Origin of the sequence: Amycolatopsis sp. cg13, from assembly GCF_041346965.1 — a bacterium.
Taxonomy (GTDB): Bacteria; Actinomycetota; Actinomycetes; order Mycobacteriales; family Pseudonocardiaceae; genus Amycolatopsis.
In genome coordinates this window covers 1,513,640-1,529,228 of the sequence record NZ_CP166848.1, presented here as the reverse complement: position 1 = coordinate 1,529,228, position 15,589 = coordinate 1,513,640, and the positions used below count along the sequence as shown (strand labels likewise).

17 protein-coding genes are annotated in these 15,589 nt (G+C 69.4%); 9 read left to right on the top strand and 8 right to left on the bottom strand.

The genetic code is table 11. The features are described from left to right. The first annotated feature begins 3 nt into the window (after positions 1-3). Genes AB5I40_RS06770 through AB5I40_RS06760 form a run of 3 tightly spaced genes read left to right on the top strand, consistent with a single transcriptional unit; the run spans position 4 to position 1,456 of the window. Positions 4-372 carry an Asp23/Gls24 family envelope stress response protein gene (locus tag AB5I40_RS06770; RefSeq protein WP_370937555.1) on the top strand — a complete coding sequence of 123 codons (369 nt, stop codon included), beginning with the start codon at positions 4-6 and terminating at the stop codon, positions 370-372. Beyond that, complete coding sequence (locus tag AB5I40_RS06765) at positions 369-896, top strand: DUF6286 domain-containing protein (RefSeq protein ID WP_370937554.1); 528 nt, start codon at positions 369-371, stop codon at positions 894-896. Before AB5I40_RS06770 ends, AB5I40_RS06765 begins: the two co-directional genes overlap by 4 nt. Continuing rightward, positions 893-1,456 carry an alkaline shock response membrane anchor protein AmaP gene (locus tag AB5I40_RS06760; protein ID WP_370937553.1) on the top strand — a complete coding sequence of 188 codons (564 nt, stop codon included), beginning with the start codon at positions 893-895 and terminating at the stop codon, positions 1,454-1,456. Before AB5I40_RS06765 ends, AB5I40_RS06760 begins: the two co-directional genes overlap by 4 nt. Positions 1,457-1,529: 73 nt before the next feature. Here the strand turns inward: AB5I40_RS06760 and AB5I40_RS06755 are convergent, their stop codons facing one another. Next, positions 1,530-2,519, bottom strand: a complete 990-nt coding sequence (locus tag AB5I40_RS06755) for a ferritin-like domain-containing protein (RefSeq protein ID WP_370937552.1) — start codon at positions 2,517-2,519, stop codon at positions 1,530-1,532. A 320-nt stretch (positions 2,520-2,839) separates the two neighbouring features. Here AB5I40_RS06755 and AB5I40_RS06750 point away from each other — a divergent pair, with 320 nt between their 5' ends. From AB5I40_RS06750 to AB5I40_RS06735, 4 genes are all read left to right on the top strand, one after another. Further along, positions 2,840-3,439, top strand: a complete 600-nt coding sequence (locus tag AB5I40_RS06750; protein WP_370937551.1) for a sigma-70 family RNA polymerase sigma factor — start codon at positions 2,840-2,842, stop codon at positions 3,437-3,439. After that, entirely contained in the window at positions 3,436-4,152 is a 717-nt protein-coding gene (locus AB5I40_RS06745) for an anti-sigma factor domain-containing protein (protein WP_370937550.1), read from the top strand. The genes AB5I40_RS06750 and AB5I40_RS06745 overlap by 4 nt, the downstream gene beginning before the upstream one ends. A 184-nt stretch (positions 4,153-4,336) precedes the next feature. Continuing rightward, positions 4,337-4,597, top strand: coding sequence for a hypothetical protein (locus tag AB5I40_RS06740; RefSeq protein ID WP_370937549.1), 261 nt, complete (start codon positions 4,337-4,339; stop codon positions 4,595-4,597). Between the two features lie 283 nt (positions 4,598-4,880). After that, positions 4,881-5,594, top strand: coding sequence for an ankyrin repeat domain-containing protein (locus tag AB5I40_RS06735; protein ID WP_370937548.1), 714 nt, complete (start codon positions 4,881-4,883; stop codon positions 5,592-5,594). A 31-nt stretch (positions 5,595-5,625) separates the two neighbouring features. Here the strand turns inward: AB5I40_RS06735 and AB5I40_RS06730 are convergent, their stop codons facing one another. Next, positions 5,626-6,594: a magnesium transporter CorA family protein gene (locus tag AB5I40_RS06730; RefSeq protein ID WP_370937547.1), complete on the bottom strand. Its 969-nt coding sequence runs from the start codon at positions 6,592-6,594 to the stop codon at positions 5,626-5,628. Positions 6,595-7,339: 745 nt separating this feature from the next. On the opposite strand from AB5I40_RS06730, the gene AB5I40_RS06725 reads away from it, so the two are divergent. Both AB5I40_RS06725 and AB5I40_RS06720 read left to right on the top strand, forming a co-directional pair. After that, positions 7,340-7,636, top strand: a complete 297-nt coding sequence (locus tag AB5I40_RS06725; protein ID WP_370937546.1) for a hypothetical protein — start codon at positions 7,340-7,342, stop codon at positions 7,634-7,636. Between the two features lie 20 nt (positions 7,637-7,656). Further along, entirely contained in the window at positions 7,657-8,820 is a 1,164-nt protein-coding gene (locus AB5I40_RS06720) for a low temperature requirement protein A (RefSeq protein ID WP_370937545.1), read from the top strand. Between the two features lie 15 nt (positions 8,821-8,835). Here the strand turns inward: AB5I40_RS06720 and AB5I40_RS06715 are convergent, their stop codons facing one another. The 6 genes from AB5I40_RS06715 to AB5I40_RS06690 form a co-directional block, all read right to left on the bottom strand. After that, entirely contained in the window at positions 8,836-9,930 is a 1,095-nt protein-coding gene (locus AB5I40_RS06715) for a Zn-dependent alcohol dehydrogenase (protein ID WP_370937544.1), read from the bottom strand. A 32-nt stretch (positions 9,931-9,962) separates the two neighbouring features. Then, positions 9,963-11,426, bottom strand: coding sequence for an aldehyde dehydrogenase (locus AB5I40_RS06710; protein ID WP_370937543.1), 1,464 nt, complete (start codon positions 11,424-11,426; stop codon positions 9,963-9,965). Positions 11,427-11,479: 53 nt separating this feature from the next. Continuing rightward, positions 11,480-13,411: an FUSC family protein gene (locus AB5I40_RS06705; RefSeq protein ID WP_370937542.1), complete on the bottom strand. Its 1,932-nt coding sequence runs from the start codon at positions 13,409-13,411 to the stop codon at positions 11,480-11,482. Between the two features lie 40 nt (positions 13,412-13,451). Continuing rightward, entirely contained in the window at positions 13,452-13,937 is a 486-nt protein-coding gene (locus AB5I40_RS06700) for a MarR family winged helix-turn-helix transcriptional regulator (RefSeq protein ID WP_370937541.1), read from the bottom strand. Between the two features lie 65 nt (positions 13,938-14,002). Further along, positions 14,003-14,632, bottom strand: a complete 630-nt coding sequence (locus AB5I40_RS06695; protein ID WP_370937540.1) for an NAD(P)H-binding protein — start codon at positions 14,630-14,632, stop codon at positions 14,003-14,005. Between the two features lie 33 nt (positions 14,633-14,665). Continuing rightward, positions 14,666-15,439 (bottom strand): enoyl-CoA hydratase/isomerase family protein, encoded by a 774-nt coding sequence (locus AB5I40_RS06690; protein ID WP_370937539.1) that lies wholly within the window; start codon positions 15,437-15,439, stop codon positions 14,666-14,668. Between the last annotated feature and the right edge of the window lie 150 nt (positions 15,440-15,589).

The window sequence follows — 15,589 nt, the reverse complement described above, 5'->3', positions numbered from 1 at the left end:
GCCGTGGCTGTCGCAGCGGAGGAGCGGGGGAGCCTGACGATCAGCGAGCACGCCGTCGAGCGGATGGCCGCGCACGCGGCGGGCGAGATCGACCGGGTCGGCGGGGCGGCCGGGCGGACGCTCGGGATCAGCCTCGGCGGTGAGGCGCTGGACCGGTCGGCGAAAACGTCCGCCCGGATCGCGGGCGGCGAGGTCGAGCTGGACGTGCGGATCTCGCTGGAGTACCCGGCCCCGGTCGGCGCGACGACCGAACGGGTGCGCGGCCATCTGCGCGGGCGGGTCGAGGAATTGACCGGGATGCCGGTTCGCCGCGTCGGCATCACGGTGACGGCTTTGCACGCGGAAGCCGTCGGGCAGAGGAGGGTGGAATGAAACGGCGGACCCGCCGGTCTCTTCCGGCGAGCTTGACCGCCGGGGTGCTGCTGGCTGTGTGCGTCCTGGTGGCCGTCGCGGTGATTCAGCGGCTGACCGGGAATCAGCCGTGGCTGGATTATCGCGCGGTCGTCACGGCCGTCCACGATGCCCACTGGACCGATCTCGTTCCGGCGCTGGTCTCGGGCGCGGTCGCCGTGCTCGGGCTCGTGCTGGTGTGGGCCGCGCTGCTGCCGGGCAAACGCCGGATCCTCCCGCTGACGGGAGACCCGGATTCCGGTGCCGCTGCCGCGGACTACCGGTCCGCGTTGCGTGCGGCCGCCGCGGAGGTGGACGGCGTCGACCGAGCCCGGCTCTCCACCGGCTCGCGCAAGGTCAAGGTGCGGGTGAAAACCGCACGCATCCGGACCGACGGGCTGGCCGACGCCGTCCGTGCGGCAGTCGAATCCCGGCTGGACCACATCGCACCGGCCCGGCGGCCCGCGGTGTCGGTGCGGGTCCGGGCTACGAGGGAGGGGTCATGAATCGTCCGGCCGCGCTCAATCGGTTCCTGCTCGCGGTGATCGGTCTCGTGCTGCTCGCCGCGGGCGGATTCGGTCTGGCCACCCATTTCCGCGTGCTCAGGCTCATCGATCCCGAAGCACCGCTCGTGCCGGGCACCGGAGAGCCGCCGATCTGGGTGTTCTACGTGATCGCCGCGGCGGCGGTAGTGGTGGGGCTGCTCGCACTGCGCTGGCTGCTGGCCCAGCTCGCGCACCGGCCGCGCACGGGGGTATGGCGATTCGAGACCGACTCGGCATACGGACGCACCGAACTGCGCGCGGACGACGCGGTGGCCCCTTTTGCCGAGGAACTGCGCGCGTATCCCGGAGTGCACAAGGCGAGCGCGTCGCTCGCCGGAACCCGGGAGCAACCCTCTCTGGCGTTGATCGTCACGTGCGAGCAGGACGTCGACCTCGGCGAAATCCGCGGGCGGATCACCGAGGAGAGCCTGCCGCGGCTTGAAGAAGCGTTGGAGCTGAACGACATTCCGGTCGCGATCGAGTTCCGGTTCACCAGCCGCGCGACGTCGCGGGTCGGGTAGCCCTGAACACGCGGGCTGTCACGCCCGTTCGGTGCCGGACCGCTGGCGGCGGCCCGGCACCTCGGCGACGGGGTCAGTGCGCGGCGCTGGTGTTCACCGTTCCGTTGACGCCCTTGGGGAAGAAGCCGCCGGAGGTAGCGGCCTTGTTGGTCAAATAGACGATGTTGAGGACTTGGCCGGGGCTGCGGCTGTAGGCGATGCCGTTGGCGTCGGCGGGCACGATGTTGGCGTTGCCGTGGTCGTCGATGACGCCTTGGTCGTCGTCGGTCGGACCGTCGAGGCTGTCGCGGGCGTCGGAGAGCTTGACCGTGGCTTCGCGCGAATTGGCGCCGAACAGGCCGCCGCCGCGTTCGTAGAGAGCGGTGCGGATGTTGCCGGCGTGGTAGGCCTCGACGGCGAGGATGCCGGCGGCGGCTTCGAGGTAGGTTTTGTTGCTGATCAACGGTGCGGCGCCCTTGTACGCGGTCACGCCGACGTCTTCGAACAGGAACGCGGCGAGCAGGAAATTCTCTTCGCACGCGAATGCGTCGAAACTGTGGCCCTTTTTCACGAGGCCCGCGGCTTGCGCGGCGGCGGTGAAACTGGATTGCAGGTCGATCTGCGGCCGGCTCACGGCCGCGGAACCCAGCGCGCTGCGCAGAAACGCGACGTGCGATTTCTCGTCGCCGGCGATTTCGCGGGCGTATTGGCGGGCGGCCTTGGTCTCGAACCGCACGGCCCGGCCGCCGGTGACTCCGCCCCGGGTTCCGGTGCCGGTGGTCATCGAGTCCGGCAGCCCGCGTCCGGTGACCGCGTGGAGGTAGAACTCGGCTTCGAGATACTCCAGGTTGAGCGCGAAGTTGAGCACCGCGCCGTCGCTGACCTGGGCGGCGTCGGCGTTTTCGGCCGCCTCCCGGACCGGGCGCGGCGAGGCTGCCGCGGTACCGGCGGTCAGTCCGCCGAGCGCGCCGGCGCCCACCACTCCTAGCCCGGTCATCCCGGCCGCTCGCAGGAAACGGCGGCGGTCCTGGTCGTTCTCCGCGCTCCGATTGATCATCGACGCTGCGTAATCCTTGTCAAACACGGACGAACTCCTCCCCGCCCGCGCATCGAGTGCGGGCGTCACTCGCTGCCGGACGCCCGGCCGCGAGAACGGATCCTTCGTGGACGATCCGAGTTCGGCGCCGGCGACGGCCCGGATTGGCCGGCTGCACCGATCAGGTGAACGAAAACCGAGGCGGCGACGTACGCCGCGCCGGGCATTCCGGCATGTCCGGCCAGCAGAACGGCGCGGTCCGGCGGCGCTCGGCCGGGTGACCTCGGGCGTCTTGTGCGGCGTCGGACCAATACCGGCGGGGCGGGCCGCCGAATCACCGATGACCCCTCGCCGGGAAAGGACCCCGCATGCCCGCCACCCGCGCCGCCCGCACAGCGCCACCAGCGCGGGAAAACTTCCCGCTGACCCCGGAAGACCTGATCGTCCTCGCCGCGCGAGGGGACCAGCGCGCGTTCGCCCAGCTGTACGAGTGTCTTTCCGGGCCGGTGTACGGCATGGCCACGGCGATCCTGCGCTCTCCGGCCCAATCGGAAGAAGTCGCGCAGGAGGTGCTGCTGGAGATCTGGCGGCACGCGGCCCGGTTCGACCCGTCCCGCACCACCAGAGTCCTGACGTGGGCGCTGACCATCGCGCACCGGCGCGCGATCGACCGCGTCCGCTCCGAACAAGCGTTCCGCAACCGGCAGGACAAGGCCGCCCGGCTCGAGTTCCGGCGACCGTACGACGACGCCGGAGAGGCCGCACTGTCCACAATAGATCGTGACCGGGTGCGCGCTGCGCTCCGCGGGCTCACCGCGCTCCAGCGCGAGTCGATCCAGCTGACCTACTTCCACGGTCTCACCTGCCGCGAGGCCGCCGACCGGCTCGGCGTCGCGGTCAGCACCGTCAAAACCCGGGTCCACGACGGAATGATCCGGCTGCGCCGCGCATTGGGAGCACCTGCATGAGCGCCGCCGATCTCCACACCCTCACCGGCGCCTACGCGCTCGACGCGGTCACCGGCCTCGAGCGTGCCGAGTTCGACCGGCACCTTCGCGAGTGCCCAGTCTGCGCGGACGAGGTCCGGGAGTTCCGCGAGACCGCGGGCTTGCTGGCTGTCGCCGCAGCGGACAGCGCGTCGTCGGGGTTCCGCGAGCGCATCCTCGCCGCTGTCGCTGTCACCCGGCAGCTGCCGCCCCAGGTCGACTTCGCGCCGGCCACCCGCACGCGTCCGGTTTGGCACAAACGCGCCGGGATCGCTGTTGCCGCGGTCGCTGCCGCTGTCGGACTGCTGGTCGGCGGGATCAGTATCGGCACATCGGCGACCGGGCCCGTACCGGCACAAGTCGCCGTGCCAATCGACGTCTCGAATGCACCTGACGCGACAACCGTCCACGCGGACGGCGCCAGCGGTGCAGCCGCGAGCGCGACCCTCTCTCGCCGGTCGGGCCTCGTGACAGTCGATATTCGCCGGCTTCCGGCACTGACTGCCGGCCAGGCCTACCAGTTTTGGTTGATGGGTCCGCGCGGTGCGCGCTCGGCTGGCCTGCTGCACGCGAGCGACGGCAGTCTCACCACGGCGCTGGCGCGCGATGCCGACCGGATCGGCGTCACCGTCGAACCGTCCGGCGGATCTCCGCAGCCGACTGCCGCACCGATCTTGCTCATCGGGCTTGTCTGAATCAGCCACCCGGCCTTTTCCGCCGATAGAGCCGCTTCCTTGCCGCGCAGGCCGGGCGCTGCCCGTCACCCACAGGCGTGGCGTCCGGCCGCGGAGCCGTCCCGGCTGGTCCTCAGCGGCGAATGAAGGGTGATCCCGGACCGGGGTCAGGTCCGTTGTTCGTTCGAGGAGAAGGAGATCTACCGTGAAGACACTCCGCCGTCGCATTCTGGCGACCGCCGTGCTGCCCGCCGCGGCGCTCGGCATCCTGCTTGCCGCTCCGGGCGCGGCCTCCGCCTCCACTGCTGCCTCGCACCCGGCGGCCCGGCAGGCGACTGTCGCAGCCGACCACCAGCACCACCGCTATGGCCTGGACCTCAGCATCTTGCTTGGACTGCACCTCAGCCTCGGCGGGCACTACCACCATTGCGACTGCTGGCACGGCGGCCTGCTCGGCCTCGGCTGACCGCAGCACCCGCGAATCTCCGTCGTGCACACGGATGGGTGGGACCCCATTGCCTGGTGTCCCACCTATTCCCTTGGCCGGCGAGACCACGTGACTGCCCCGCGGCACGCAGCGTTGCCGGCTCGGGCCCCGGGGTATTTCTCTTTCCCAACCCGGCCGCGCTACCTAGAGCATCAGCTCGTTCTCCAGCTTCAGATTGAGACCATAAAGGACACCGTCAATAGCCGCCGCCTTAGTGGCGTGGACGCGTAGTCTCGGCGCACGGTTGCTGAGAGGAGTCGCGATGCCGACCGACGAAGACCACCTGAACATCTTCGCCGCCATCCGCGAAGGTGACGTGGACCGGCTGTCGGACTTATTGCGGGCACATCCCGAGCTGGCCAACTGTCGGCTGGGCGGGCCGGCCCGCGGGCGCACGCCGCTGCACGTCGTCAGCGACTGGCCGGGCTACTTCCCCAAGGGACCGCTCGTCGCCGAACGGTTGATCGCCGCGGGAGCCGATGTCAACGCGCGTCCGGACGGCGGGGAGTCTCCACTGCACTGGACGGCCAGCAGCGACGACGAAGCCGTCGCACGCGTGCTGATCTACGGAGGCGCGGACATCGAGGCACCCGACGGCTCGATCGGCACGCCGCTCGACAACGCCGTCGGCTACGCCTGCTGGAATGTCGCGCGCCTCCTGGTGGCACAGGGTGCGCGGGTCGAGAAGCTGTGGCACGCGGCCGCGCTCGGCCTGCTCGACCGCATGGAGGACCTGGTCGCCGACAGTGCTCCCGCGCAGGACGCGCTCGATCAGGCGTTGTGGCATGCCTGCGCGGGCGGGCAGCGGCGGGCGGCCGAACGGCTGGTCGGGCTCGGAGCCGACGTGACGTTCACGCCCGAATACGGCCGCGGCACCCTCGTCGACGCGGCGGCGAGCGACGGCACTCAGCGCGCGAACCTCATCGAGTGGCTGACCGGATTGGGTTTGCGTGCCTCCTCCGACACAGCGGGCTGACAGACATCGGCGGCCGGGTGCGTTGACCCCGCTAAAGCCAATCGCGTTTCTTGAAGGAAATGTAGAGGCCGACGGAAAGAATGATGATCACCAGCGTGGACGTCCAGAATCCGGCTGTGGTCTGGAAACCGGGGTAGGGCACGTTTTGGCCGTAGAAGCCGGTGACGGCGGTCGGGATGGCGATGATGGCCGCCCAGCTGGTGACTTTCTTCATGATCGTGTTGAGGCGGTTGCCCTGGATGTTCAGCTGCGTCTCCCGGATCGTGGTGACCAGGTCGCGCAGCGACTCTGTCCATTCCGAGGCGCGCAAGACGTGGTCGTAGATGTCCTGGAAGTAGGGCTGCAGTTCGGCGTCGACGAGGTGCATGTCGCGTCGCATGACGGTGTTGACGACTTCGCGCATCGGGAGCACGACGCGGCGGATCCGCACAAGGCTTTTGCGTAGAGCGAATGAACGCCGTTGCATGTCGGCGTAGCGGGGACGTTCGTCGAAGACGAGGTCTTCGAGTTCCTCGATCTGTTCGTCGAGTGATTGCACGACCTCGAAGTGGCCGTCGACGATGTGGTCGAGCAGCCCGTGCAGCAGGAATCCGACGCCGTTTTTGGCCAGGTCCGCCGCGGAGTCCCAGCGGGCGACGACGGCGTCGATGGGGAAGTTCTCGTTCTTGCGGACGGTGACCAGGGCCTGGCCGGTGATGAAGGCCGCGAGTTCCGATACGAGCAGTGTTCCGTCGGCGTCGAGCGCGGCCGAATAGGCGGTCAGGAAGGCGTGGGAGTCGTACCGGTCGAGCTTCGCGCGTTGATGTTCGTGCACGGCGTCTTCGACCGCGAGGGGGTGCAGGCCGAGTTCTTCGCTGATGGCTGCAAGGTCTTCCTCGGTGGGAGCGCAGAAGTCCAGCCACACCGTCGTTTCGGGGTCGGCGAGGTAGTCGGAGACGTCCGCGACCGGGATCCCCTCGGCTGCGAGCACTCCGTGGCGATACACCCGCGTGCGTGCCATGACGAGCCCCCGCTCAGAACGAAAACGCCAGGTCACCGGCGAAGACAGGGGAAGATATCGCGGCAACCAGCACGTCAGCGGCTCCAAACGCGTCGCGGAATCGGCCCGTTCACGACGAACGGGCCATCGCGCACCCTCCACGAGAGCCGCTGTGAGAACCCTGAGAAGCGAGCGGCCTGGTTGGCGGAAGCAAGGTTTCGGAGCGGAGACGACGACCTTCTCGCCGCAGGCCGATCGCCGACGACGGAACACTGAGGTCGAGCGAGAGCAACGCGCCGATGCCTCGGCAAGCAGTCCTCCCGGTCTGGCTCGCGCGGGTGAACCGGCACGAGCCAGTCGAAGCTATCCGAGTGCGGAGAGCAGATCGTTGAGCGCGGCTTTTTCGGTCGCGGGGTTGGGACTGGTCGCGCGCAACTGGCGGAAAACGGTGTCGATCTTGCCGTCGACGGTCGTCCAGGCAGCTTGGTTTTTGGGTTTGAGCCGGGCTTCGGCGTCGTCCCAGCCGGTTTCGAGGTCGTCGACGCGGCTGGTCGCGCCGGACTGGTCGTCGGAGTTCAGCTTGGTCAGCGTGTCTTGGGTGATGGTCTTGAACTGGGAAAGGTTGCCCAGCGGGGACTGGTGGACCGGCTGGGCGCCGCCGGTTCCGGTCTGCCCGGGGCGTCGAGCACGCTGTCGTCGACGCGGCCTCCGATAGCCTCCGTTCTAGCAAGGACGACCTTGGTGCCATCGCGGTGCGATTGAAGTGATGGCCGGTGAGATCAACCCCGGCGAGGCCGAGCAGCGCGCCGGCGAGCGGAGCGATGTCACCGCTGCCCTGAACCGCTTCGACATTGGCGTACTGGCGCGGCACCACCGCCAGCAGCCGAGTGGTGAGCAGCAATTCGAGTTCGCGCCGCGCGCGGAGGCTCGCCGCGGGGTCTCCGCGCGCGGCGGTTCGGGGAGGTCGAAGCCCTTGGCGGCCGGCACCTGCTGGCCCGCCTCGCTCGCGAGGCGCGGGCTGCCGCCCACCCGCAACACGCTCGAGGACTGCGTATACCGCTAGCGTGCAGGAAGATCCATGCCATGACGCCCGACTCCCGATTCCGGCTCGTCCCGATGCGCCCGCGCGACCCGGACGAAGCCGGGCGCGCCGCGTCCACCTTGGAGCTGTTCTTCGACCTCGTCTTCGTGGTCGCCGTGAGCATCGCCGCCGCGCAGTTGCACCATGCGCTCGGCGAGGGGCACGTGCTCGACGGGATCGGCAACTACTGCGTCGTGTTCTTCGGGATCTGGTGGGCCTGGATGAACTTCACCTGGTTCGCCACCTCGTTCGACACCGACGACTGGCTGTACCGGGTCTTCACGATCGTGCAGATGGGCGGCGTGCTCGTCCTCGCCTCCGGCATCGGTCCGGCGTTCGAGCACGGCGACTATTCGGTGCTGATCCTCGCCTACGTCGTGATGCGCTTCGCGCTCGTGGCCCAGTGGCTGCGCGCGTCGCGATCAGGCGGGCCCGCGCGCCGGGCGACGCTCATCTACGCGGCGGGCATCACCCTGGTCCAGCTGCTGTGGCTGGCTTCGCTGCTGCTTCCGGCCGGGATGTTCACGGTCGCGCTGATCGTGCTCGTCGTCGCGGAAGTCGCCGTGCCGATCGTCGCCGAGCGCACCGGGTCCACGCCCTGGCACCCGCATCACATCACCGAACGGTACGGCTTGTTCACGCTCATCCTCCTCGGCGAAAGCCTGCTCGCCTCTGCCAACGCGATCATCGAAGCCCTTCGCGACACCGAATCGCCCGGAGAACTCGTCGGCATCGCCGTGCTGACTCTCGTCGCGACGGCGGCGCTGTGGTGGATCTACTTCTGGCCGCCGCATCACCGCGCCATCAAGGGTTTCGCGAGTTCGCTGGCCTACGGGTACGGGCACTTCTTCATCTTCGCCGCCGCGGGAGCGTTTTCCGCCGGCATCGAGGTCGAGATCGACGTCCTCACCGGACACAGTGCGCTGCATCAGCCCGGCGCGTCTTTCGCCTACACTGTTCCGCTCGCGGTCTTCGTGCTCGGCATCTGGGCTCTCGCGATCCGGCCGCACGCCGACCGGGTCGTCAACGCCGTCCTGCCGTTGGCCGGGCTGCTGGTCCTGGTGGACCCTTTCATTCCGGTCCCGTTCGCGCTCACCGCCGCGATCCTCGCCGGAGCAGTCGTGGTCCTCGTCTGGCGGCGGCCACTCGACGGCCAGGAGGTCTGACGGCCGCGGCGGGGTTCAGTCGAAGACCACGACGCTGCGCGCGGTTTCGCCTTTCCCGAGCTTCGCGTATCCGTCGTTGACCTGGTCCAGCGTGATTGTCTCGGAGACGAGGTCGTCCAGGTTCAGCCTGCCTTGCCGGTAGAGCCGCGCGTAGAGCGGGATGTCGATCTCCGCCACGGTCGCGCCCATGAACACTCCGCTCAGTTTCTTGTTGCCGCGCAGCAAGTCATCGGCAGTGAGCGCGGCCCCGGTCCCCGGCTTCATCTTGCCGACGACGTACGTCGAACCGCCGCGGCCGGTGATGTCGGTCGCCTGCCGAACGGTCTGCGGCAGCCCGACGACCTCGAAGGCGTAGTCGACACCGCCCTTGCCGACGATTTCCCGGACGCGGTCGGCGAGATCGGCCTCTTCGGCCGGGTTGACGACCTCGGTGGCGCCGAAGGTGCGGGCGAGTTCGAGCTTGGCCGGCTGGAGGTCGATCGCGATCACGTGGCTCGCCCCGGAGATCGCGGCTCCTTGCACGACGTTGAGGCCGACCCCGCCGCAGCCGATCACGGCGACGGTGTCCCCGAACTTCACCCGGGCGGCGTTCTTGACGGCCCCGACGCCGGTGATGACGCCGCAGCCGAGCAGCGCTGCCCGGTCGAAGGGGAGGGCCTTGTCGACCGGGACGAGATTGCGCTCGTGCACCAGGATCTTTTCCGCGAAGCCGCCGATGTCGCCGATCTGGGTGACGGTCCTGCCGTCCAGCGAATACCGCGGCCGCTCGTTCGGTCCGCGCCGGATCGCGCCGGGGTTGGCGCAGTTCGTCGGGACACCGAGCACGCAGTCGGCGCAGGCGCCGCAGCTCGAGATCAGGTTGGCGACGACGTGATCGCCCGCCTTCACTCCGGTGACGTCCGCGCCGGTCGATTCCACGACGCCGGCGACCTCGTGGCCGAGGACCAGCGGCAGCGGCCACCCGAAGTCCGTGTTCATCGTGTGGAGGTCGCTGTGGCACAGCCCGCTGGCCTTGACCTTGACCACGACCTCGCGCGGCATCGGCTCGTCGAGCTCGATCTCGCGGATCTCGAGAGGCTTGCCCACCTCGACCATGACGGCCGCTCTCATCGGATGTCTCCTGTCTCTTCGATCGGGTGTGCTCAGCGGGCGGGCCAGGGCAGGTCCGCGGGAATGCCGATGCTGTTGATCTCGACGAACTCGTCGAACCCTTCGAGACCCAGTTCGTAACCGAGCCCGCTGTCCTTCACTCCGCCGAACGGCGCGGCGAGCCCGGCCGGGCATCCGTTGACCTCGGTCATGCCGGTCTCCATGCGGGCGGCGAACTTCGCGGCGCGCATCGGATCGGCGGAGAACACCGCGCCGCTGAGGCCGTAGCGGGAGTCGTTGGCGATCGCCAGCGCCTCTTCCTCGGTGTCGTACTCGAGCACCGAGACCACCGGACCGAAGACCTCCTCCTGGGCGATGTGCATCGACGGAGCGACGCCGATGAAGACGGTCGGCTCCACGAACCAGCCGGTGTCCAGCCCCTTCGGACGGCCGCCGCCGACGATCGGCACGGCTCCTTCGCGCACCGCCGCGGCGATCATGCCCTCGACGCGTTCACGGTGCGCCGCGCTCACGAGGGGGCCGAAGTAGACCTCCGGGTCGAGCGGATCGCCGATCTTGAGCGCGCTGATCTTCGCCGCCAGTGCGTCGACGAATCGGCCGGAGACGTTTCGGGGAAGCACGATCCTCGTTTTGGCGGTGCAGACCTCGCCGTTGCTGCGCAGCGCCGCGTGCAGCACGGTGTCGACGGTCGACTCCACGTCGACGTCGTCGAGCAGCACGGAGGCGGACTTGCCGCCGAGCTCGAGGGTGACGGGGCGCAGCAGCCCGGCGCATACCGCGGCGATGCTCTTGCCCACGCCGGTCGAACCGGTGAAGGAGATCGTGTCGACCCCCGGATGGGAAACCAGGTGCTCGCTGGCAGGCCGGTCCCCGGACACGATGTTCAGCACGCCCGCGGGCAGACCTGCCTTCTGGGCCATCTCCGCGAAGAGATACTGGTTCAAGGGTGCGTCGGGAGCGGACTTGACCACCACGGTGCATCCGGCCAGCAGCGCCGGGGCGAGCTTCATGACGGTGATCAGATGGGGTGCGTTCCACGGAACGATCGCGCCGAGCACGCCGGCGGGACGGCGGTGCACGAGGGCACGGCCGGACGGGGCCTCTCGGATTTCCTCGAACGGGTAGCTCTGGGCGAGTTCCGTCATCTGGTCGACGATCAGCCGGGGACGCCGGGCCTGGATGGGCACCGAATGCTGGATCGGCGTGCCCATCTCCGCGGACACGAGCTCGGCCATCGTCGCTTCGTTCGCCTGCATCTCGGCGCTGAGCCTGCGCATGACAGCCGAGCGCTCGGCCAGCGACATCCGCGGCCATGGGCCCTTGTCGAAGGCTTCGCGGGCTGCCGCGACGGCCCGGTCGATGTCGGCTTCGACGCCCATGGGCACCGTCGCGATGGGCTTTTCGGTGTAGGGGGAGAGCACGGTCAGCTTCTCGCCCGTGGACGGGGCGACCCAGTCGCCGCCGATGAACAGGCTGTCGTAGCGGCCTTGCCACATGATGTCCGTTTCCTTTCCTGTCTTCAGATGTCTGATCGAAGTCGTCCGTCAGGTCAGCGCGCCGGGGTCTGTGCCGCGGCGAGCGTCTCCAGGGCGGCGACGGCGTCGCGCAGCCGTCCGAGCGCCGCGGTGGTGTCCTCGGAGGTCGTTCCTTCCGCGTCGCCTGGCTGCGCGGCGCTCACTGGGGCCCGTGCGATGGCGTCGAGGTCGCGCGAGGCAGCCTCGACGCGGGACGTGACTGCTGTGCGTTCCTCGGCGTTCCAGGCGGGAGCGAGCGCGGAGAGGGCCGCGATCTGTCGCCGTACGCTCGTCACCGCGTCGACGGCCGGGTCGAGGGCGTCGTTTTCCCAGCGGCCGTGCCGGTCGCGAGGTTCGAGACGGGCGCCGCGGGCCGCCGCGGTGAACTCCAGCGCAGTCAGTCGGGTGCGCACCACTGCGTGACCGGCTGCGAGCCGGTGCATCTCGTCGTCCGCCGCCCAGAGGAGCACAAGTGCGTCGATCTGCCGCGCGGTCGCCTCCGCCCACTCGGCGAGCCGCTCGGTGAGCAGGCGCCGGTGCCACGTGGGAGCGAGGAGATAGGCGGCGAACGCGAGCAGGCAGCCGATGATCGTGTCGAGGCCGCGAGTGGTCGCGCCGAGCGGGCCGGGAGTCAGCGAGCCGATCCAGGCGACCACCCAGAACATCGTGTACGGCTGACCGCAGCTGCGGAACGCCAGGTAACCGCAGAACAGCAGGAGCAGCACGACGGCGTGCAGAGCCGGAACGTAGGGCAAGAAGGACAGCGCCACGCCGGCGACCGCGCCCGCGACGGTGCCGAGCGAACGTCCGATGCCGCGCGCGAAGGTGGAGCCGTAGTCCGGGAACACGATCAGCGCCGCCGCGACGACCACCCAGAAACCGTGCCCGGCAAGGAAAGCCGCCGATCCCAGCCAGGAGCCCACCGCCATGCCGGCGACCTGCGCGACGACGCAGACGATCGCCAGCCGCAGCGCGTGGTGCAGGATCGGAGAGCCCCAGCGCAGCTCGTCCGCGATCAGTTCGAAGGAACTCGGCGTGTGCCGCTCGTCGGAGGCAGGGGCAACCTGCTCGCCCGCGGCGAGCCGAGTCGCGGCGTCCACCGCACGTGCCACGGCGCGCTGGAGTTCGCTGCTCGGCTCACCCGGCCACGCGACCGCGAGAGGAGAGCCGCCGGTACGGGTACGCGAAACCGCTGAAGCGATGGCGACCAGCTGGCGAGCCGAGGCCTCCTGCCAACGGGCCGATTCGTCGTCCGCGCGATTGCCGAGCGCGCGCATCAATTGCCCGATTTCCTCGCCGCGTACCACCAGCTGCGTGAGCCGGTCGAGCTCGTGGTGGCTGCTCCACCGCAGCAATGCCAGGCTTCGGTCGGCAGCCAGGAGAGCGGAGTCCCCGGCGCGGCCGGACGCGATCGCCCGGTAGAAGCCCGCGACGGCACCGCGCTGCGCCGAGTGCTGCGACTCGTACGGGGGAAGCAGCTGTGCGAGGTTCATGATCGCGAACCCCACGGCGAAGAACGCGACGACCTGGCCCGCGCTCGCCGTCAGCTTCGCCGAGATCTCGGCGAATGCCAAGAAGACAATGGTGACGACCGTCAGGCGCATGCTGATTCCGATCGCGACGGCGCGCAGGAGCCCGGAAACCAGGAACAGCACGAAGACAGCCGCCAGGATCAGCGCCCAGTTCCCGGAAACCAGCACCCCGAGCCCGGCGGCGGCGATCTGCGCGGCGCTGGTCGCGAGCGTCGCGGCGATGCGGGACCGGTTGTGCGGCATGACCGCGGCGATCGTGCCCAGGAACGCGCCCACGACGACCAGCAGCTGCTGCTCCGGGTCGTGCAGGAGATATCCGACGACCGTCGCGATCAGCATGCCGACCGCGACCCGCGTCAGCTTGAGCGGGTCCTGGAACGGTTTGCCCGGCTGCATGCCGCGCCGGGCGGCGTCCCGGAAAGCAACCCAGTCCATGTTCGTAACACCTTTGCTTGAAAGCCGAGAGCGCGGCGGGTCAATCGCCCGCGCTCTCGCCGAGGTTGTCGTGGATGCGCGACAGCAGCCGCCAGGCGGTCTTGCGGCCGGTGCCCTCGATGCCGGACGTCAGGCCGCGCAGCCATTGCTCCACGAGCGGGAGAACGTCCTTTACGCGCTGTTCGCCGTCCGGTGTGATCGTCAAGGTCTGCACCCGGCGGTCGGCCTCGTCGCTGCCGCGGACGACGAACCCGCGCTTGACGAGTCCGTCGATCAGGCCGGTGACGGTCGCCCGCTTGACTTCCAACTCCTCGGACAGTCGTGCGGGCGTGATCCCCGGCGCCTCGCCCACCGCGAGAAGAGCGGCGAAACGGCCGCCCGACAGGTCGTGCCGGACGAGCAGTTCGTTGTAGGCGTCGTCGATCCGGCGCGCTGTCGCCAGCAGGCCCATCGCGAACTCCGCTTGCCCGCTGCCGTCGAGACGACGCAGCAGCAGTCCTTGCCTCGGTCCGAGCATCGCATCCATAGCCACCATACTATCAGGTGCCTAACTACTTTGCCGCGCTGTGCCGGCCGGGGCCGCCGAAACCGCTACCAGACCGGCCGGTCGCCGTCGGTGCCCGGCTTGTCGACGCCGAGGTTCTCGCGAACGTGCTTCTCCGGATGGGCCACGATGTCGGCGACGAGCGCTGCGACGCTCTTGCGCGACACTGTGGTGCCCTTGAACGGTTCGTCGCGCCGGGTGACCTCGTAGGAGACCTCGTCGGTGTCGGAGAGCCAGGCTGGGCGCAGCACCGTGTAATCCAGCGACGAGGCTTCGATCGCGTCGGATGCCGCCGCGTAGGTGTCCAGTGTGGCGGCCCCGATGGTGGTGCGGTTCCAACGGCCGAACGCGCCGGGGACTTCCTGGTAGATGCCCAGCGCGGTCACGAAGACGAGGCGATTGACGCCCTCGGCTTCCATGACCGCGACGATGGCCCGCGCCTGCTCGTCGATGGCACCGGCGAGGTTCGCGTAGACGATGTCTTGCCCGCGCACCGCTTTCGCGAGTGCTGCGCGGTCTCTCGCGTCGCCCTCGATCACCGTCGCTTCATCGGGGACGTTGTCGATGCGGCTCTTATCACGGGCGAACAGCGTGAGCGCGGCACCCTGCTCTGCCAGCATGCCGATCGCCCACGAGGCGATCTGTCCGGACGCGCCGAGCACGAGAACGTTGGTCATGCGGATTCCCTTCCTGGTGCGGGCATCGACGGGTCAACCAGCGAACCGGGGCGCCCGCCGGGCCTCGAAAGCAGCGATGCCCTCGGCCGGGTCGGGCCCGGCCATCGCCCGCACGACGGCTTCGCGTTCAAGCCGCAGCCCGCTTCCGAGCGGTTCGTCCAAGGCTGTGCGGCAGAGGCTCTTCATCGCGGTCAGAGCGGGCCTGCTGCGCGTGGCGAGTGTTTCGCAGTATCCGCGCGCCGCTGCGGCCAGTTCGGCGGCGGGCACTACGTAGCTGGCCAAACCCCACTGCGCCGCGGTCCGGGCGTCGATCCGGCGTCCGGAATACATCAGGTCCAGTGCGCGGTTCGGCCCGACGACGCGGGGGAGTCGCTGGGTCGCGCCCCACGCCGGGACCAGCCCGTACTGCACGTGCTGGTCGCCGAAGCGGGCGTTGTCGGCGGCGAAGACCACATCGCAGCAGAGGATCAGCTCCAGTCCGCCGGCCAGGACCAAACCTTGGCAGGCGGCCACGACCGGGAGCGGGCTGTTCGCCAGCCGGGCCAGCGTGGCGTGCGCGAGCCGCAGGAATCGTTCCAGCGCGGGGGAATCGCCGAGCATCGTCTTGGCTTCGGCGAGATCCCCGCCGGTGCAGAAGTGGTCGCCGCTCGCGCACAGCAGAACGGCCCGCACCCCGGATCCCGGCCGCTCGAACTCGTCCAGCCCGGCTGCTATCTCGGCGAAATCGGTGCGGCGCAGGGCATTGAACTTGCCCGGCCGGTTCAGCTCCAGCACTCCGACCGCGCCGGCGCGCGTGACGGCGACCATCAGGAGTCCATTGCCGTGCCGCCGCCGCAAGCCATGCTGCCGCAGAGGACGGACGGCGGGCGGGCGGGCGCGGAGTGCGTCGGGCCGGTGGCGGGATTTCTGCTGGGGGACATGCGAGCAACCTAAACAGCTGTTTCTTCGCGAGCAATG